This window comes from Thermoanaerobacter kivui (assembly GCF_000763575.1).
Taxonomy (GTDB): Bacteria; Bacillota; Thermoanaerobacteria; order Thermoanaerobacterales; family Thermoanaerobacteraceae; genus Thermoanaerobacter; species Thermoanaerobacter kivui.
The window spans coordinates 1,642,303-1,662,029 of the sequence record NZ_CP009170.1; the positions used below are offsets into that span (position 1 = coordinate 1,642,303).

The 19,727-nt window shown below is 33.2% G+C and carries 21 protein-coding genes, 1 pseudogene and 1 riboswitch; of the genes and pseudogenes, 6 read left to right on the forward strand and 16 right to left on the reverse strand.

The window, feature by feature from the left end:
- Positions 1-546: 546 nt before the first annotated feature.
- On the forward strand, positions 547-873 hold the full coding sequence (locus TKV_RS08330; protein ID WP_049685542.1) for a YtrH family sporulation protein: 327 nt from the start codon (positions 547-549) through the stop codon (positions 871-873).
- A complete protein-coding gene (locus tag TKV_RS08335) occupies positions 870-1,424 on the forward strand; it encodes a hypothetical protein (RefSeq protein WP_236617226.1) in 555 nt (184 codons plus the stop codon). Before TKV_RS08330 ends, TKV_RS08335 begins: the two co-directional genes overlap by 4 nt.
- 89 nt (positions 1,425-1,513) lie before the next feature.
- Here the strand turns inward: TKV_RS08335 and TKV_RS08340 are convergent, their stop codons facing one another.
- From TKV_RS08340 to TKV_RS08370, 7 genes are all read right to left on the reverse strand, one after another.
- On the reverse strand, positions 1,514-2,386 hold the full coding sequence (locus TKV_RS08340; RefSeq protein ID WP_049685543.1) for a patatin family protein: 873 nt from the start codon (positions 2,384-2,386) through the stop codon (positions 1,514-1,516).
- 15 nt (positions 2,387-2,401) lie between these two features.
- Positions 2,402-2,971, reverse strand: coding sequence for a TetR/AcrR family transcriptional regulator (locus TKV_RS08345; protein ID WP_049685544.1), 570 nt, complete (start codon positions 2,969-2,971; stop codon positions 2,402-2,404).
- Between the two features lie 29 nt (positions 2,972-3,000).
- Positions 3,001-4,677, reverse strand: a complete 1,677-nt coding sequence (gene ubiB / locus TKV_RS08350) for a 2-polyprenylphenol 6-hydroxylase (RefSeq protein WP_049685545.1) — start codon at positions 4,675-4,677, stop codon at positions 3,001-3,003.
- 34 nt (positions 4,678-4,711) lie between these two features.
- Complete coding sequence (locus TKV_RS08355) at positions 4,712-5,071, reverse strand: phasin family protein (RefSeq protein ID WP_173402335.1); 360 nt, start codon at positions 5,069-5,071, stop codon at positions 4,712-4,714.
- Positions 5,072-5,133: 62 nt separating this feature from the next.
- Positions 5,134-5,880 (reverse strand): cysteine hydrolase family protein, encoded by a 747-nt coding sequence (locus TKV_RS08360; RefSeq protein WP_049685546.1) that lies wholly within the window; start codon positions 5,878-5,880, stop codon positions 5,134-5,136.
- A 70-nt stretch (positions 5,881-5,950) separates the two neighbouring features.
- A complete protein-coding gene (locus TKV_RS08365; protein ID WP_049685547.1) occupies positions 5,951-6,370 on the reverse strand; it encodes a PaaI family thioesterase in 420 nt (139 codons plus the stop codon).
- A gap of 66 nt (positions 6,371-6,436) precedes the next feature.
- The gene (locus TKV_RS08370) at positions 6,437-6,985 is read right to left on the reverse strand and encodes an undecaprenyl-diphosphatase (RefSeq protein ID WP_049685548.1); all 549 of its coding nucleotides are present in this window, start codon (positions 6,983-6,985) and stop codon (positions 6,437-6,439) included.
- Between the two features lie 591 nt (positions 6,986-7,576).
- On the opposite strand from TKV_RS08370, the pseudogene TKV_RS08375 reads away from it, so the two are divergent.
- From TKV_RS08375 to TKV_RS08380, 3 genes and pseudogenes are all read left to right on the forward strand, one after another.
- Positions 7,577-8,252 (forward strand): annotated as a pseudogene (locus tag TKV_RS08375) (heavy metal response regulator transcription factor).
- A 1-nt stretch (position 8,253) separates the two neighbouring features.
- The gene (locus TKV_RS13570; protein ID WP_236617227.1) at positions 8,254-8,559 is read left to right on the forward strand and encodes a hypothetical protein; all 306 of its coding nucleotides are present in this window, start codon (positions 8,254-8,256) and stop codon (positions 8,557-8,559) included.
- Between the two features lie 45 nt (positions 8,560-8,604).
- Positions 8,605-9,630, forward strand: a complete 1,026-nt coding sequence (locus TKV_RS08380; RefSeq protein WP_236617228.1) for a HAMP domain-containing sensor histidine kinase — start codon at positions 8,605-8,607, stop codon at positions 9,628-9,630.
- Positions 9,631-9,648: 18 nt separating this feature from the next.
- Here the strand turns inward: TKV_RS08380 and TKV_RS08385 are convergent, their stop codons facing one another.
- Positions 9,649-12,039: a heavy metal translocating P-type ATPase gene (locus tag TKV_RS08385; RefSeq protein WP_049685549.1), complete on the reverse strand. Its 2,391-nt coding sequence runs from the start codon at positions 12,037-12,039 to the stop codon at positions 9,649-9,651.
- A 221-nt stretch (positions 12,040-12,260) separates the two neighbouring features.
- On the opposite strand from TKV_RS08385, the gene TKV_RS13840 reads away from it, so the two are divergent.
- Entirely contained in the window at positions 12,261-12,413 is a 153-nt protein-coding gene (locus tag TKV_RS13840) for a DUF1540 domain-containing protein (protein WP_084574229.1), read from the forward strand.
- A 79-nt stretch (positions 12,414-12,492) separates the two neighbouring features.
- On the opposite strand, the gene copZ is transcribed toward TKV_RS13840, so the two are convergent.
- The 8 genes from copZ to TKV_RS08415 form a co-directional block, all read right to left on the reverse strand.
- Complete coding sequence (copZ, locus tag TKV_RS08390) at positions 12,493-12,717, reverse strand: copper chaperone CopZ (protein WP_011026487.1); 225 nt, start codon at positions 12,715-12,717, stop codon at positions 12,493-12,495.
- Positions 12,718-12,789: 72 nt separating this feature from the next.
- Positions 12,790-13,425 (reverse strand): DedA family protein, encoded by a 636-nt coding sequence (locus TKV_RS08395; RefSeq protein ID WP_049685550.1) that lies wholly within the window; start codon positions 13,423-13,425, stop codon positions 12,790-12,792.
- 99 nt (positions 13,426-13,524) lie between these two features.
- Complete coding sequence (locus tag TKV_RS08400) at positions 13,525-13,875, reverse strand: DUF134 domain-containing protein (protein ID WP_049685551.1); 351 nt, start codon at positions 13,873-13,875, stop codon at positions 13,525-13,527.
- A gap of 67 nt (positions 13,876-13,942) precedes the next feature.
- Positions 13,943-14,320: an HD-GYP domain-containing protein gene (locus TKV_RS13580; protein WP_322785821.1), complete on the reverse strand. Its 378-nt coding sequence runs from the start codon at positions 14,318-14,320 to the stop codon at positions 13,943-13,945.
- A gap of 9 nt (positions 14,321-14,329) precedes the next feature.
- Positions 14,330-14,794, reverse strand: a complete 465-nt coding sequence (locus TKV_RS13585; protein ID WP_236617229.1) for a GGDEF domain-containing protein — start codon at positions 14,792-14,794, stop codon at positions 14,330-14,332.
- Entirely contained in the window at positions 14,751-16,394 is a 1,644-nt protein-coding gene (locus TKV_RS08405) for a PAS domain-containing protein (protein ID WP_236617230.1), read from the reverse strand. The genes TKV_RS13585 and TKV_RS08405 overlap by 44 nt, the downstream gene beginning before the upstream one ends.
- 134 nt (positions 16,395-16,528) lie before the next feature.
- Positions 16,529-17,215, reverse strand: coding sequence for an anaerobic ribonucleoside-triphosphate reductase activating protein (locus TKV_RS08410; protein WP_049685552.1), 687 nt, complete (start codon positions 17,213-17,215; stop codon positions 16,529-16,531).
- A complete protein-coding gene (locus tag TKV_RS08415; protein ID WP_049685553.1) occupies positions 17,212-19,290 on the reverse strand; it encodes a ribonucleoside triphosphate reductase in 2,079 nt (692 codons plus the stop codon). The genes TKV_RS08410 and TKV_RS08415 overlap by 4 nt, the downstream gene beginning before the upstream one ends.
- Positions 19,291-19,400: 110 nt before the next feature.
- Positions 19,401-19,620, reverse strand: a riboswitch (cobalamin riboswitch).
- Between the last annotated feature and the right edge of the window lie 107 nt (positions 19,621-19,727).

Sequence of the window (19,727 nt, forward strand, 5' to 3'; positions counted from 1 at the left end):
CAAACCTTAAATCTCTTGCTTATGCAACCTTCCGAATCGTACATACTCACAACAGCTGTACATTTTTTTATCTTTATCTCGCAATTACAATCCCTGCAAAAATACAGGTTGTTGCCTATTTTGCCCACATTTGTACTTTTGCAATTTGGGCATTCCACAGCATCTCACCTCTTCATTGGCTGCTTATCCCATCAAACTATTTAAAGGAAATCTTTGCACCTCCTGTAATTAGTCTTAAAATGGTTTAAGCAGCACATTAATTTATTAAAATAAAAAATAAAGATTAAAAACTCAAAAAATAAGCCCATGCATTAAATAGTCTTAAAATTTCGAATATTTTGTAGACTATTAAAACCTCCTACCGTTTCATTGCTTATTATATCACATATGTAAAAGCCAAATATAACCCGAAATTCGTTCATATCTCCTAATATTTTGAATTTTTCCTTATATTTATTCAACATATCTCACTTTAGCAAAAAAAATATCCGTTTTTCTGTGTTTTCTGATACAACTCAAGGCATATAATTATATGAGGTGTTGCTCATGATTTTTAAAGTTATAAAGGTATTTTCCATTCCTTTTTTCACATCAATGGGAGTTGTTATAGGTGGAACGCTTATTGGTGCCTTATCAGCTGTATTTACTTTTGACTCCCCTGTCAAAATAATCAATATGATTTTAAAAGATATACGATTATGGGCTATTCTGGTAGGACTTGGCGGTTCTTTTACTGCAATAAGGGGCTTCGAAGTAGGTTTAAGCGGTGAATTCACACAGCTTGCAAAACAAGGTTTAATAATTCTTGGCGCTTTTTTAGGCTCTCATGCAGGTTTTATAATCATCTCTTTTATTGTTGGTGATTCAAAATGAAAAAGTATTATATTCATCTTTGCATTTTTATTCTTGGTTTTATCATTGGAGGTTCTATCGTAAATGCAGTAAATGGCATTAAAATTGAAAAACTAATTTTCGAAAAAGAAGCTTATAGAATGAATAACATTGAATTAAGTGAAAAGGTGTCAAAACTTAATGAATCCCTAAAAAACAAGCCTCAAAGAGTAGTCACAGAGATAATTGTGCACATAAATAATGCTGACAATAAATTGGCTATTGAAATAGAAAAATACGTAAAAGAAAAACTATATGGCTTATACGGAAAAGAGGTAGAAAAAATAGACCCCATATTAATAAAAAACATTTTTGATGGCAGAGTCTTAACAATTGAAAATAAAAAAATAATCCTAAAGGTTAACTTTATTGTAATAAATACTATTATCGAAATTTACCTTGATATTCATGAAAAAAAATTCTCTAGAAGAATAAACATAAATTACAGATTGTTAACAAACCTTTTTGTATGTAATTTAAAGTCTCCTGCTTTTATGCTAGGGTGCAGGCTCACGTATCTAAGTCGTGTCTAAGGCTCATTTTGGGCAGATGAGACACACTACACCTTGCGCATAAAAGCGGAGACTTTTTAAAAATGACTTTGTCTACAGTCTGACATAAATTATTCATTTTGTATGTTAATTTCTTTCTTTATTTTCCAAACAATAGAATCGGCAGCTTCAAATCCCATATTTATGCATTTTCCCGCCTGGTCAAACCTATACCAGCGAATATTATTAACATTAGGTTTTATTGTATAGACTCTTTTACCCCTCTCTGTTTTTTCGGAATTTTTGTTAGAGCTGTCTTTTAATAACTTCATAGTTGTAGCTGTAATGGACATAATTTCAGGCGCTGTCCTTTTTAAATTGAAATACTTTTTTAGAGGCAGCAACTTATCACTATTAGCTAAAGAATAAAAGGTTTTTTCAAAAACTCCCATATCTATGCTAGAGCTCACATCACATTCTATAATTATGTCTGCACCCAATTTAGCTGCTAATTCTATTGCCTCAGAATCAACAATTGACCCATCAACTAACTTGGTTCCATTGTACTCCACAGGTTCAAAAAAGACAGGGATAGAAATGCTTGCCCTTATAGCTTTTATCAAGTCTCCCTCTTTAAATACTACTCCCTTTCCTGTTTGAATATCAGTAGCCACAATATATAGAGGAATATTAAGTTCCTCAAAACTTTCTTTCACATAACCCCGCAAATATTTCTCTATTTTTTCACCCTTTACTAAGCCGGTTCGTGAGGCTTTAAAATCCAATAAACTTATAAATTTTAACATATTAATCTTTTTTGCATCACTTATAAGTTTGTCTACATTATGTCCTGAAGCATAGATTGCTCCTATTATCGCTCCCATACTTATGCCTATTATAAAATCAATAGGAATATTTTCTTCTTCAAATCTTTTTAGTATACCTAAGTGGGCATATCCTCTTGCTGCTCCACCGCCCAGTATAAGTCCTACTCTTGGTCTCATTTCCCATCACCATTTTTACTCAAAGATAATTTGTATGGCATTTAACGCATCCAAAATTTCATTTTCATTAGAATCTAAAATCACTTGAATTCCCGTACCAAACATTGCACCAAGTATCATCCTCGCCACTGCTCGTGGAGAATAATTTCTAAAATTCTCTCCTAAAGCACTGTTACTTAGAATTTTTTCCTCAATCATTTTAGATAAGTCATTAAATAAATCTTTTAATAAACTGTTAAAAGAAGAGGACCACATAGCTAAACCTGTAAAATCGTACAACAGTTTAAAAAGTCCTGGATTATTTTTTAAAAGGTCTTTAAAAAAATTCACTAAGGATAGCATCTTATCTTTTGCAGTTTCTCCCATACTCAAAGCTTCATTTATTTCTTTTAAATATTTATTTATCATCATCTTTATTACCTCTGTAAAAAGCCCTTCCTTACTGCCAAAATAATAATGCAATTGGCTTAATACAACACCAGCTTCCTCTGCAATGTCTCTTAAGGAAACATTAGCATATCCTTTAGTTGAAATACACTTATATGCAGCATTTAATATTCTTTGCGATTGGTTTCTTCCTTCCATCTTGGATTTCCCCTTTTGAAGTTTATTTATTAAAGCCGCCCAGATCGGAAAATAGAAATTGCTAAACCTAAAACTATGACAAAAGCTATCGCTAAACCAATCTTTAAAATTATCCCATTAAGCTTATACATTTCTGCACCAGCATTAGCACTCATTCCTGACCCTATTAAAATCCCTGCAATGACAATACTTAAAGCCAAAAGTATAATACTGGTGGAAAGCCGATTAAATACCTTATCAACCCGTTTCTCTAAATTTTCAAGGTCTCTTATTTTCAATTCTATAGCATAATTTTCTTCTGCTGTTTTCCTTAAAAAATTCAATAAAAATGATGGCAACTCCTTTATCAATCTGCTATAATCCATTGTGGCATTTATTATCTCTTCTTTCATATGTTGAGTAGAAAACATTTTAGGTATCAACTGCTTTGCAATTGGTTTTGCCACTTCTAAAACGCTAATTTTGGGATCTAACTTTTCTACTATTCCCTCTAACGTTATAAGGCTTTTAGCCAGCATATTAAATTCATTGGGAATTACAATATTATACGAAAATACACGGTCAAATATCCCATTGAGGACTTCCCCAACTTTGAGCTTTTCTAACGGTATTTCAACATATCTATCTCGCAAATTATTTATGTCTTTTTCTAGCTTTTTCATATTGACATTTAGAGTCACAGCATTTAAATCTATAATGCTTTCAATAATCATCCTGCTATTTTTGTAAACAATCCCCAACAACATTTTAGAAAACTGTCTTTTCCTTTCTGGACTTAAGCTACCTACCATTCCAAAATCTAAAAATGCTATTGTCCCATCCTCTAGCACCATAATATTTCCCGGATGAGGGTCTCCATGAAAAAAACCATCCCTTAAAATCTGATTCAATACAGATTTTGCAAGGTTTCTTGCAATTGCACCGCGGTCTAATCCAGCCTCATCAATTGCATTAAAATCATTTAACGGAATGCCACCAATGTATTCCATCGTCAATACACGTCTTGTCGTATGGGTCCAGATTATAGAAGGAATTTTGACTTTTTTGTCTTTTAAAAAATTCTTTTTGAACTTTTCTGCGTTTTCCCCCTCTATTCTAAAATCTAATTCCTCTTCCAATCTCTTTTTGAAGTCTTCTACCATTTTTGTAAAATTGTATATTTTTCCATATTTTGTATGATTATCAACAAATTTGGCTATATCTTCTAATATCCTCATATCTTGGGCTATGATTTTTTCTATCCCTGGCCTTTGAACCTTGACAACAATAGTTTTGCCTGACCACAACAAAGCCTTGTGAACTTGTGCTATAGAAGCCGCCGCTAGAGGAGTAGGTTCAAATTCAGCATAGGCTTCCTCCAAACTTTCGCCAAATTCATTTTGTATAACTGATTTCACCTCATCAAAAGAAAAAGCAGGAGCTTTGTCCTGTAATTTTTCCAATTCTTTTATGACATCTTTTGGCAAAATGTCAGACCTTGTGCTTAAAATCTGCCCCATTTTTATAAAAGTAGGTCCTAATTCTTCAAGAGCAAGTCTTAATCTTTCTCCACGGGAAAGTTTCGCAATATTTTCATCATTTGTTTGCTTCAAGATTTTTCTTCTTACATTTATATGTTTTAAAATTCCAATATTGTCAATTATAGCACCAAACCCGTATTTGATGAATACAAAAATTATTTCTCTATATCTTCTTAAATGTTGCATTATTTCACACCTGTCATCAAAATTTTATAGTTACTTATTTTTCTGTGTTTTGCATTTCCTCCAGCACTTTTCTGACTTCCTCACGAACAATACTCTTTATCTCTTCCCTAGTAACAATATCTTCCTTTTTGGCAATATTCATGTAGCCTAACGTTTCAGCAACTGCGTCTTTAATCATTTTTCTCAATTCTTCCTTCTGTTCTTCACCTTTTTTTACCAAGTCTTTTACCATTTTTTGTGCATCTTCTCTTGCAACTTCTCCTCTATCTACAAGTTCTTCTACTATTTTTTCTATTTTCTCTCGCGATAATGCAAATAATCCCAAACCAAAATTGATAGATTTTTCAAGCAAACTTGTCATATATATAACCCCTTTCAAAATTAATTCGGACATCCGTCCTAATATCTCTACTAATATTATATACTAAAATTTCCTAAAGTCAATATGGAATTTTATTACTCCTCAAGAAGCTCTTTTACAACTTCTATACCGTTTAATTTCATGTGATACAAAAACATGGTATGTATCAAATTGCCATCATGAGGCATTATCTTGAGGGACTCGGCAGTTTTTACAGATGTATCATAGGTTTCAACGCAATTTTCCGGTACAATTACATTTACTTTAAGATTATTGGCATTTGCAATCATTTTTATAGACATAGCCGTCTGGTAAACGCATAAATCAGTACAATCTCCTACAACAATAAAAGTAGATTTTCCTTCCTTTATCATTTCAGCAACTTTCTTTAAAAACTCATTCCCGCCTTCTAATTCCCCTCCAAAAAACACATTCAACGAATTTTTCTCCACAATCACAGGTTCTCCTTCAATTACTTCCTTCAGTTCGTCAATAATTTCACTCTCATAGGTGCCTTTTACACAGTGAGGTGGAAATTCTCCAAATTCAACTGCATCTGAAGGATGAGCGTCATTTAAAAAGAACACATTTTTTATCCCCATTCTGTAGCAGGCCTTTAATAAATTCTTTATAGGTTCTATTATGCCTGCCACTCTTGGACTAGCTAATGGACCGCTTTTACAAAAACCGTTTAGCATATCCACAACCAAAACTGAAACCTTATCCTCTCCACCAGCATTGTATATTACACTGCTCAAGCTTTTTTCTTCAAGGTTGCTATAAAAGTCAAAAAGGTAATTTAAAAAGGGCCTTGTGTTATACAAAAAACTGTCAAAATTCATAAAAAACACCCCTTTATATGTTTATTCTTACCAAAATTATACCATAAAAACAATTCTTAAACATAATGTATTACATATTGAAAAAAGTTTCTCTAGCTACAGCCAAAAGTCTCCCCTCTTCTGTGTAAGCCTCACAAACTGCAACAGTAGTTTTATTGCCAGCATGTACTATTTTTCCAATCGCCTTTACTTTGTCGACCAAATTTGCAGGTGAAACATAATTTATATTCATCTCAAGAGTCACCACTTGCTTTCCAACTGTGCGAGCTGCCATACCCATTGTAATATCCATCAAAGAAAAAAGCACGCCTCCGTGAGCAATGCCAAGAGGATTTAAGTGTTTTTCTTCAATTTCCATTTTTGTAACAGCATAACCCTTCCCTAATTCTGCTACATGCACCCCTATTAATTGATGAAAATTAGTACTCCTATTTATTTTTAAAAGTTCTTCAAAAAGTTTTTCATCTATTCCACCATTTATTGCTTTCACATTCCCGCCCTCCTCATAAGTTGTTGTTATTATTATAGCATAAAAAACACAGGACTTTTCCTGTGTTTATGCAAATATTTTATGCCATATTTTTATAATATACCCTTCAACAGGACTAAGTATTCCTTCAAGTCCTCTTAAAATTTTACTGCTTATAAATCCTATTATAAAGCCTGCTATGACATCCAGTGGATAATGTACTCCCACATATATTCTTGCAAATAAAAGTAATAGAGTTAAAACCATCATTATACTGCCAATACTTTTGTCATACATAAGCTCTGTAAAAGATAAAGCCGAGCCTCCTGACGCATGGTCACTCGGAAAAGAAGCATCTGCAGGATGTTTTACCAAAAGATTGACTTTGTGATGCACAAAAGGTCTGGGTTCAAAATAGACGGTAGAAATTATTAAATTTAAGCCCAATGCAATAATAGCTGCAAAAAAGGCATTCATAGAAGTCTTTTTACCCTTATCACCGCCTATAAACCACTGAACCAACATAAGCATCCCATACAAAATTGGAGAATACACAGCAATAAAAGTCATAATCTTGTCCAAAAAAATATTATGGCCTGCTAAGCCATTTATCATGTGAAAAAGTGTCAAATTCATGTTTCTTCACCTCATGAAATATTATAGAGGTGAAGCCTTAAAGGAAAATTAGATTTTCATTAAAAACAAATTAAAAAATTATAACAGACTGTAGACAAACTTTCGAAAATAGGATATTTTGCATAAGGAACGACTTGTGACAAAGCGGCAACAAAACTTAGCAAGACCAAGGGTACTCTCCTATACTTATTAGCGTAGGAATAATTAAGCTGTATCTCAAATCATACCTTAGAGCAGAAATTACAAGAGGAATATACAAAAGTCGTGTATAGGCGTAAAAATATATAGTGTTTATGTTTCGCGAAGTATAAAATATAATCCCAATTATTGTAAGTAGCAATATAAAAATTAAAATGTCTGTAAATTTTTTGTTTTTCAAAAATTAAAAATCTTATTTTTAAACTCTTCCATAACTCTCCTCTCCTCTGAAATTACAAAAAATTTGCTTTTTCGTCAATTTTCTTGCTTATTCTACGAATATTGTATATTTATAAATTTTTATTGTCACCAATCGACTATAGTCAAATTTTAATGAATTTTTAACACTATTTTGATATAATAAGCTAAGAATTGTAAAGGGGTGGAAAACTTATGAGAATTCTCATTGTAGATGATGAAGAAAATTTAGTAAATGCTTTATATAAAGCCTTAAAAGAAGAAGGATATAGTGTAGATATTGCACAAGATGGTTTAGAAGGGTTAGAATATGCCAAAATGAACGTCTATGATGTAATAATTTTAGACATAATGCTTCCAGGAATGGATGGCATTAAAATTTTAGAGAATTTAAGAAATGAAAGCATTAACACTCCTGTACTGATGCTTACAGCGAAAGATGCTACAGAAGACAAAGTAAAAGGTCTTGATACAGGAGCTGACGATTACATGACAAAACCTTTTGAGTTATGTGAGTTAATGGCAAGAATTCGCGCCCTTTTAAGGAGAGAAGCTCCTACTAAAAGCCCTATTTTAAAGGTTGCCGATTTAGAACTAAATACTTTGACACACCAAGTCAAAAGAGGAGATAAAGAAATAACTCTCACAAGCAAAGAATTTGCCCTTTTAGAATATATGATGAGAAATGCAGGAAGAGTTTTAACCCGCACCCAAATAGCCGACCATGTATGGGACTATGAATTTGATGGCTTTTCCAATATTATCGACGTATACATACGCTATCTCAGAAAAAAAAATTGACGACGGTTTTGAAAATAAACTCATTCATACGATAAGAGGTAGCGGATATTGTTTAAAGGAGTCTAAGTAAAATGAAAAAAATTTATTTTCCATTAAAGCTAAAATTGACATTATGGTATGTGCTGCTCTTAACTATTGTAATAACAATATTTAGTGTTGTAACTTATTTAAGCCTGGAAAAAATGATAATTATAAATGAAGATACAATACTTAAAACGCAAGTTCAACAAATATCATCAGTACTTGATATAGAAAATGGAAAAATTAAATCCGGTGATGAACCTTTCTATGCCAATACAGACTTTTACGGAGCTCTTTATTCTTACCCAGACTTAAATCTGATAGAATCCAATATTCCTTCAAGAATTCTCGGCTAATATACCACAAACACCGATTTTATAGGCAAATACCAAACTGTTATATTGCCTGAAGGTAAGCTTAGAGTGTATTCCGCTCCTGTATATTATGACAACAAAATAATAGGAATAATTGTAATAGCCCAATCGCTAAATTTAATGGATATAGCAATGAAAAATCTGTTTGGCATCTTCACCATTATAATTCCAATTTTAATTGGTATTGCAATTTTAGGTGGGATTATTATCTCAAACAAAGCATTAAAACCAATTAGTCACATGACTAAAGTTGCAAGAGAAATAAGTGTCGGTGACCTATCTAAAAGGCTTAACCTACCTTACACTAATGACGAAATAGGAAATCTTGCCCAAACCTTTGACATGATGATTGAAAAACTTGAAAACTCCTTTAAAAGGCAAAAACAATTTACCCATGACGCCTCCCATGAGCTTAGAACTCCCATTGCTGTAATACAAACCCAAGCAGAATCAGCATTAAATGGCACAGGCACAAAAGAAGAATATAAAAAAGCTTTACAAGTAATACTTGAGGAAGCAAAGCACATGTCAAAACTTGTTCACGATTTATTATTCCTTGCCAGAAGTGACTCTAATGCAGAAAAATTGACTATAGAAAATTTAAATTTCAGCGAATTAATAGAAGGAATTGTAAATGAACTTGCCCCTCTTGCTGAAAATAATGGTTTAATATTAAAAATTATAAAAAATGATCCTTCCTACATTAGAGGAGACCAAACAAGAATAATTCAACTTTTTTATAACTTAATAGACAATGCCATCAAATATACGCCAGCTGGTGGAAAAGTAGAGATAAGTGTAGAGAATGCAGGAAAATTTATTAAGACCTCTATCAAAGATACAGGAATAGGAATACCTGAAGAGCATCTACCCCATATTTTTGAAAGGTTTTATAGAGTTGACAAAGCAAGGACAAGAAAAAGCGGAGGAAGTGGATTAGGGCTTTCTATCTGCCAGTGGATTGTAAACGCCCACGGCGGAAAAATCGAAGTCGAAAGCTGTGAAGGCAAAGGAGCGACTTTTGTAGTATGGCTTCCTACCTCAAAAAAATGAGTTTGGATAATTCCAAACTCATGCCCTAAATCTTCTCAACCTTAAGGCATTTGATACAACTGATACTGAGCTAAATGCCATTGCCCCTCCTGCTATAGCTGGAGTTAAAAATCCCATCGCAGCAAATGGTATGCCGATTGTATTGTATACAAAAGCCCAGAATAAATTTTGATATATATTTCTCATGGTAGCTTTGCTTAATTTTATGGCGGTCACAATACCCATAAGATTTCCACTTATCAACGTTATATCCGAGGTTTCTATCGCCACATCTGTACCTGTACCTATCGCTATGCCAACATCCGCAGTAGCTAAAGCAGGAGCATCATTAATACCATCTCCCACCATTGCAACTACTTTTCCCATTTTTTGAAGCTTCATAACCTCTTCAGCTTTATGTTCTGGCAATACTTCTGCCACCACATTTTTTATACCAACTTGTTTTGCTATTGCCTCAGCAGTCCTTTTATTATCTCCCGTAATCATGTACACTTCAATACCCATAGCCTGTAACTCTTTAATAGCTTTTGCCGAATCACTCTTTACAGTATCTGCAACAGCTATAATGCCATAAACTCTGTCGTGAGATGCTAATATCATTGCTGTTTTACCTTGTGATTCTAGTTCTTCAACCTTATCTTCAATTGACGTTATATCAATATTTTGTCTATCCATGAGCCTTCTATTGCCAATATAAAACTCTTTTTCATTTATCGTAATGCATATACCATAGCTTGGTATAGCCTCAAATTTCTCAGGCTCTTCCAATATTTTGAATTTTTCTTTTGCTTTATTGACAATTGCTTGTCCCAATGGATGCTCAGAATTTTTTTCCGCAATTCCCGCAATTTTCAAAATCTCATCTTCGGTGAAATCTCCAAGAGCTACTATGTCTGTAACTTCCGGTTCTCCTTTTGTTATCGTCCCAGTCTTATCAAATACTATTGCCGTTATTTTCCCTGCCTTCTCAAGATGTTCTCCTCCCTTTATGAGTATACCATTTTCTGCTCCTTTTCCTGTCCCTACCATCACAGAAGTGGGAACTGCAAGTCCAAGCGCACACGGGCAGGCAATTACAAGTACTGATACTGCATTTATTATGCCCGCATTAAAATCTCCATACCCAAAATACCAAATTAAAAATGTGGTAGCAGCTATGGCTATAACTGTGGGTACAAAAATACCAGAGATTTTATCAGCAATTTGTTGAATTGGCGCTTTTGATCCTTGGGCATCTTCTACCATTTTAATAATTTGCGACAGTACCGTATCTTTACCCACTTTTGTCGCTTCAAATTTAAACGTTCCTGTTTTATTTATCGTAGCGCCAATTACTTCATCACCAACGCCTTTTTCTACAGGAATAGATTCACCAGTTATCATAGATTCATCTATTGTGGAACTACCCTCAACTATTTTACCGTCAACTGGTATTTTTTCGCCCGGCCTTACAACAACGATATCCCCGACTTTGACTTCTTCAATAGGTATATCTAATTCTTGCCCATCCCTTATCACTCTCGCGGTCTTTGCTTGTAGTCCCATGAGGTTTTTTATTGCTTCAGATGTTTTTCCCTTGGCTATAGCTTCAAGCAGCTTACCTAATGTTACAAGCGTTATAATAACTGCTGATGCCTCAAAATACAAGTAATTGTGTATCTCATGAGAGGGTTTAGTAAATACATTGTACAAACTATAAAAATATGCTGCAGATGTTCCCATAGCTACCAAAGTATCCATATTTGCCGTCATATTTTTTAAATTGTTCCAAGCACCTTTATAATATCTAAAACCTACAATAAACTGAACAGGTGAAGATAAAAATACCTGTAACCATGGATTATCAAGTATTCCACCTGAAATTTTAAACATTCTCAAAACCATTGATATTACTAACGGCACAGTTAAAATCGCTGAATATATTACAAGTTTCCTTAATGTATTTATTTCTCTCTCTTTTATCTCTTTTTCTGTGTCAATACCTACTCCAGTCTTTTCTTTTGCATCATATCCTATATCTTTTATCGCTTTAATCATTTTTTCTGTATCAATTTCATTTGAATCATATTCGACAATTGCCGTCTCAGCTGCAAAATTAACTGATGCATTGCTTACACCAGGCAGGTTTTTTAAGGTTTTTTCGATTTTGGCAGCGCAGGATGCGCAGGACATACCCATAAGTACAAGCTCTACTTTATCTTTTATTACACCATATCCTATATCTTCTATTTTTTTCTCAATATCGCATATGTTAATTTTATCTGGATCATATATAACCGTTGCTTTTTCAATCGCAAGATTTACATTTGCGTCTAAAACTCCATCTAAGCTTTTAAGCCCTTTTTCTATTTTTGTTGCACAAGCTGCACAAGACATCCCAGTTATTTTTAAATTAGCTTTTTCGGCCATATTTTCATCTCCTCTCAATTTGCAGCATTTCCACAAGAAACTTTGTTTGTCGTACTTATTTTATACGCTTTTATACAATTCATGCCTGTTACTATACTATTCATATCGGATTTTGTCAATATCACTTATTAAATTTATTTCACAACTCAGTTTACAAATAAGTATAATAACATGAGATATGCAAATAATATTTTTGATAATAAAAATTGGAGGTGTTTCACATGTCAGCAGAAAACGTAGTCAAATGCTCAGTAAATACTTGTAATTACTGGAAAGATATGAAGTGTCATGCTCCATCTATTGAAATAAATTCAAAAGTAATGTCTGCAAAGACTAGCTCAGAAACAGAATGCACAACATTTAGACCAAAGTAACACCAAAAAAGCATTGATGACTCATCAATGCTTTTTTGGTGCTTCAAGTCTTTCAAGCTTTTTATGCATATTTAGTGTATTACACTTCATATCCTGTATCAATAATTGCTTTTTTCATATCATCTACAGAAACTTTAGCAGGATCATATGTTACCGTAACATTACCTTTGTCAAGGTCAACAACAGCTTTCAATACCCCATTTAACTTTTTTAGTGCATTTTCGACAGACATCTTGCAATGGTTGCACGTCATCCCCTTAACATTTATAACAATCGTTTCCCCTTTTGGCCCAAACAAACCCATAATACCCTACTCCTTTCATAAATTAAAATATTATATTGGGGCAGCACATATATTTAACAAAAATTTTTTGCATCAACGTTTTTTCCTTTTTAAAAAACTTAAAATAGCAGGTATAACTGAAATTACAATTATTGCTATGGTGACCAATCCAAAATGATTTTTCACTATTTCAAGATTTCCAAAATAATAACCGCCAAAAGTAAACAATGCGACCCAGCATACCCCACCTAAGGCATTGTAAAATAAAAACTTAAAATACCTCATCTCTCCAATCCCTGCTACGAAAGGAACAAAAGTTCTAATAATAGGTATAAATCTTCCCAAAACAATAGTGATAGAGCCATATTTTTCATAAAATCTATGAGCTTCCATCAAATGCTCTTTTTTTATAAACCTCAAATTTTCGCTCTCATAAATTTTTTCTCCAACAAATTTTCCTATATGGTAATTTACAGTATCTCCCAATATGGCAGCAGATGCCAAAAGTACAAACAAGTAAAATACGTTTAATTTTCCAATTGCCGCAAAAGCTCCTGCAGCAAAAAGAAGAGAATCACCCGGCAAAAATGGCGTTACAACAAAACCAGTCTCTAAAAATACTATGAAAAACAAAATGCCATAGGTCCATAGTCCATATGTTTGTATAATAGTGCCTAAATATTTATCAAGATGTAGCACAATGTCGAGAAAGTCTCTTATAAGGTTCATCAACTTCATCCTTTCATATATATAGTAGTACAACATCAATTATACTATATATATGAAAGGTTTTGTAAAAATATATGAAAATCTAATAAAATTTTAATCTTACTCATTCCAATGGCCATGTCTATGGCGCATACCTCTATGACCTCTTTGTTCTTCTTCATAAACTCTGTAATTTCCACCTTCCACTCTTATCGCTTTACCATTAACCAGAGCATCTGCCACCTTTTGGCGGGCAGAATTGATTATTCTAAAAAATGTTGGCCTTGATACCTTCATCATATCCGCACATTCTTCTTGTTCCAAACCCTCAAGGTCTTTAAGTCTTATAGCTTCAAGCTCTTCTACTGTCAAAATAACTTCCTCTAATAAGTGCATAGGTACACCCATTGGTTTGAAATAAGTTACATCCGGTTCACTTTTTACCCATCTACATTTTGGAGGTCTTGGCATTTTCTCACACCCTATTGTTTAATAAATTACGATTACTTTAATATTTTATACCTTACTAAGAAAAATATCAATCCTTCATATATGCCAAAAATTTTTCAACAAGAATCGGATCAAATTGTATCTCCGCCATCCTCTTAATCTCCTCTAACGCTTTTTCTTTAGGCATTGCCTTTCCTTCGGTATCCGTCATACTCACATATGCATCTACTATAGCCAAAATTCTGCATTCATAAGGTATATCTTCACCTTTTACTCCTAAAGGATATCCACTGCCATTCCACCATTCATGATGCATTAAAATCATATCCGCAAGATGAGCCAAGTCAGGTGATGTCATGGCAATCCTATACCCTATTTCACAATGCTTTTGAAACGCCACTCTTTCTTCTTCACTTAAATTATCTAATTTTGAAAATATGTAGTCCGTTGTGCCAATTATTCCTATATCATGGAATTATGCCAAAAGTTCCAAATTTCTTATTCTATTTTTGGAAAGCTTAAGATATTCAGCAAAACTTACCAAAAGCTCTTTTACCATATTTTGATGCCTTTTTAATGCGGGTTGTCTCACTTCAAAAATCTTTAAAATAGAATCTAATACTTTTCTATAACTGCTGCGTTTATGAAAAAGCTTTTCTCTATACATGTTATTATCTGCTTCTTTAAAAACCTCTTCTATCTTATCAAAACTGTTGTTTTTAACAGCATACCCTATAGACACGCTCAAAGCTATATTGTCCTTTTCAAAAGTAAACTTGCTGTCTTCCACCATTTTGCGTATTCTTTCTGTAGCTTTTTCAACGACATCAATACCTGTATTTGGCAATATTACTGCAAACTCGTCTCCGCCTATTCTCGCTATAATGTCTTGGCTTCTAAAACACTTTCTCAATATATCGGCAGCAGTTTTCAAAAGCATATCCCCAGCTTTGTGGCCCATAGTATCGTATATCCATCTTTAAAAGTTCCTCCAATTCGTAACCATAAGCCTCTACTGCAGCTTTATTTGCCTCTATAATCTTACCGTCTTGGTACCTTGCAAACAATATTATGTCATTTATATTGTTAAAAAGCAGTTTATACCTTTTTAAAATTTGTTCGGCTTTTTTGTTTTCTGTAATATCGCGAGAAATAAAAGATATACCAATATACCTACCTAACTCATCTTTTAAAGCAGCAACTGAAACAAGCACATGTATGGTTTTTCCCTCTTTTGTAATCCGTATTCCTTCATAACTTTTTATTTCTTCTCCTTTTAACAGTCTTTGTAAAATATTTTTGACTTTTTCTTTTTCAAAATCTGGAATCAAAGTGTATATGCTCTTACCTATTATTTCATCAGCTTTATAGCCGTATATTTTTTCACAGCCTTTATTCCAAGTTTGAATAATGCCTTCAAGGTCAAAACTCCCAATTCCTTCATTAGAAGATTCTACAATAAATTCATACTGTTTCAATAGCTTTTCATACTCTCTTTTATCGCTTATATCTCTAAAAACCATCACTGTACCTATAATGTTTCCTTCCGCATCTTTTATTGGAGCAGCAGAATCAGCAATGGATATCACACGACCATCTTTTGATATCAACGCAGTGTGATTTGCAAGCCCTGTAATCTCACCGGTTTTAAGAACTTTTTCTATAGGAATTTCAGCCTTTTCCTTAGTATCCTCATTTATTATGTTAAAAACTTTATCAATTTTTTCTCCCAAAATTTCTTCTTCTTTATATCCCGTAAGCTTTTTCACTGTAGGGTTCATAAATTTAACATTGCCATTGGCATCTGTGGCAATAACCGCATCTCCAATGCTTTTTAATGTAACTTTAAGCCATTCTTTTTCTTCATGCAAAGAATTTATAAGTTCTTTTTGTTTGCGGTCAATTGCTGCTAATCTATTTCTCGCAATTTCATAAAATTGCATCAATAAAACAATTGCCATGATAATTTTTAGGGAATACAAAAGGTCAAAGTCTACCAAATAATTTAGCAAATTAAAATGGTTAATAACAGGATACGTTATTTCTCTAATACCTATCAAAATAAATAGTATTCCTATAACCAAACTGGAAACAACTTTCAAAAGATTGATATTTTTAAATACCAATACACCAGAAATTATACTCATAACACCTAAAAAAACGTACATCGGCAAGACATCTATGTAATTACTTTTTTCTAAAATCTTACCTCCGCCATACCACCCACAACAAAGTAAAATTAGCCATAACACTTTTTTTGAAAAATTTATTTCAAAAAAAGAATAAAAACCATAAGTAAATAGTATAGAGCTAATTAAAAGCAATATAAAAATTGATACTTGCGTAAAAGGAACATTTTGAATTGTCTTATACTCTATCATATACTCTAAAGCATACCTTATTAAATCAAGTCCCCACGCACTCCCCCAAAACTTAATATACTTTTCTTTTTCTGCATTATGTACAAATAAATAAAACATCGCTAACACTAGCAAAATAATAATTTGATAATTTAAAGAAATATGTACAGCATCAAACATAAATTTCCCCTCTCTCCCCAAAAAAGCAAATACTTCTAACTATGTCTAAGTATATTATAAAACCTTTTAAAACTTATGTCTATTAGCAAATTTCTTTTTTCCGAAAACAATAAAAAGAGAAAATTCCTCTCTTTTTATTGTCTAATCAGTATTTCACTGAATTTTCCACTAATTGCCTTTTTTATTTCTAATAAAAATTTAATATCGCAGTCCTCTATACCACTTATATTTTTATCCAAGACTCCTTCAGCATATTTATACCTTTGCAAGGCATATCTTTTTGCGGGAGAAATCCAATCAGAAATAGAAATAAAATCTTCTAAAGCAAGAAGTTTATCATTTACAGTAGTTCTAAACTCATAATCCACTCCAGAATTTTTAATTATCTCCACACTTTTTTGTATATTATTTATATCTGCTTTATTTTTCAAAAACAAATCGTATTTTTCTAGAGGAGCTTTTACATCCATAGCTACATAATCAATAAGCTTTTCCTCTAACAAATTTTTTAATATCTGAGGTCTTGAACCATTAGTATCAAGCTTTACACTAAAATTTAACGCCTTTATCTCCTTTATAAAATCTTTTAATCCTTTCCACAGCGTTGGTTCTCCCCCTGTTATGCAAACCCCTTCTATTACATTTGCCCTTTTTTTGAGATAGTCAAAAAATTCTTTTTCACTGCGAACTCCTTCTCTTAAAGGGATTAAATAACTATTGTGACAGTAAGAACACAGGAAATTGCAGCCACTTACAAAAACAGTGGCTGCAATTTTTCCCGGGAAATCGACAAAAGAAACAGGCATAAAGTCGTACATCATATAGCAAATTCCTTTCTTTCTTTAAACTCTTTTTGCTTTCCTTTATTCCAATTTTTAACTGGTCTGTAGTATCCTACAACTCTACTGTAAACTTCACACTCTTTTCCACAGTATGGGCATTCAAAATATTCTCCCGATATATATCCATGGTCTTCACATATTGAAAAAGTCGGCGTTATTGTGTAGTAAGGTATTCGGTAATTGTGAGCTATCTTTTTAACCAAAGCTTTGCAGGTATTTACATCATTTATGCTCTCACCGATAAATCCGTGAAACACTGTGCCACCTGTATATTTGCATTGCAATTCCTCCTGCAAGTCGAGAGCAGTAAATATATCTTCTGTAAAGTCTACAGGAAGCTGTGTTGAATTAGTATAATAAGGCACATCGCTACCTGCAGTTATTATATCGGGGAATAATTCTTTATCTTTTTTAGCCAATCTATAGGAAGCTCCTTCTGCAGGGGATGCTTCTAAATTGTACATGAAATTAAATTCTAATTGATATTGTTCTAATTTATGCCTCATAAAATCTAATACTTCAACTGCAAATTTCCTTCCCTCTTCACTGGCTATACTTACTCCCATGAAATTTAATAGTGCTTCATTCATTCCAATGAGTCCTATTGTGTTAAAATGGTTTTGCCAGTAAAATCCAAATCTCTTTTTTATATCTCTTAAGTAAAATTTTGAATAAGGATACAATCCCATTTCAGTCATTTTCTCTAAAATTTCTCTCTTTATTTCAAGGCTTGTTTTTGCAATATCCATAAGCCTTTCTAACCTTTGGAAAAACTCTTCTTTTGATTTAGATAAATATCCAATTCTTGGCATATTTATTGTTACAACCCCTATTGAACCTGTAAGAGGGTTCGCTCCAAAAAGCCCTCCCCCACGCTTTCTTAATTCTCTGTTGTCCAACCTCAACCGACAGCACATCGACCTCACATCATTGGGATCTAAATCACTATTTACAAAATTGCTAAAATAGGGTAAACCATACTTTGCAGTCATTTCCATTATTTTATCTATGACAGGACTATCCCAGTCAAAATTTTTAGTTATATTATAAGTGGGTATTGGAAAAGTAAATATCCTGCCACTGGCATCCCCTTCCATCATAACTTCTGCAAATGCTATATTTAGCATGTCCATTTCTTTTTGAAATTCTTTATATGTTTTATCCATCAATTGACCACCAATTATAACAGGTTCATCTGCCATAATCTCCGGTACCACAAGGTCCATAGTTATGTTTGTAAAAGGAGTTTGAAATCCCACTCTAGTTGGAACATTTATGTTAAATATAAACTCCTGTAAAGCCTGTTTGACCTCTTTGTAAGAAAGATTATCATAATATATAAAAGGTGCCAAATAAGTATCAAAATTAGAAAAAGCTTGTGCACCAGCTGCTTCCCCTTGAAGTGTATAGAAAAAGTTGACAATCTGTCCAAGAGCGGACCTAAAGTGCCTTGGAGGTTTGCTTTGAACTTTCCCCTCCACCCCTGTAAATCCAGAAAGCAGTAAATCCCTTAAATCCCATCCACAGCAATACACAGATAAAAGACCTAAGTCATGAATGTGCAAATCTCCATTTACATGGGCATCTCTAACTTCTGGAGGATATATTTTGTTTAACCAGTAATGAGCTGTTATCGTACTGGAGATATGGTTATTTAAACCTTGGAGTGAATAACTCATATTGCTATTTTCATTTACTCTCCAGTCCTGTTTTCCTATGTATTCGTCCACCATTTTTTCAATATCCATGAACATGTTTCTAAATTCCCTAATATCTTGATGCTGCTTTCTGTATAAAATATACGCTTTTGCAGCCTTAGCGTAGCCGTGTTTTATAAGATACTGTTCAACAATATCTTGTATTTGCTCCACACTGGCTATTCCCTCTAAATGCTTTTCAACATAATCAGTAACCTCATCTGCTACTTCAACTGCTTGTTCATATTCTCCTTCCCCCACTGCTTTAAAAGCTTTATATATAGCATTTACAATCTTAGATTTATCAAATTCAATCTCTCTTCCATTTCTTTTTATGACCTTCATAGCGATTTTCATCTTTTTAAACCTCCATTTCATTGTTCTTTTGCAAATAATTAACCCTCTTAACTCCTACGGCCAGTTAAGAGGTATACAAAGGTACCTCACCTCCTCTATACACCGTAGAGCAAGTGATGCAAATACAGGCAGGTCTCCTGACTTAGGGTCACCGCTCTTTACGCCTTCCCATCTTTCAAACATTGGGGACGGTTCCTTTTGTCTGAACAGACAGTGGCATAATGTAAAGAGCTCACCATCACAGTGGCGGGACCGTGCAGGACTTTCACCTGCTTCCCTTTTAACCCAATTTTGAAGCCAAAATTGGGCACCTGTATTTGATATTATTGAATTTTCTACAAAATGTAGTATACATAATTATATTTACCTCAATATTTAGTATATCATTGCCTTATAACCTTGTCAATAAAAAATAATTTTTTAACATCCTTTTTTTG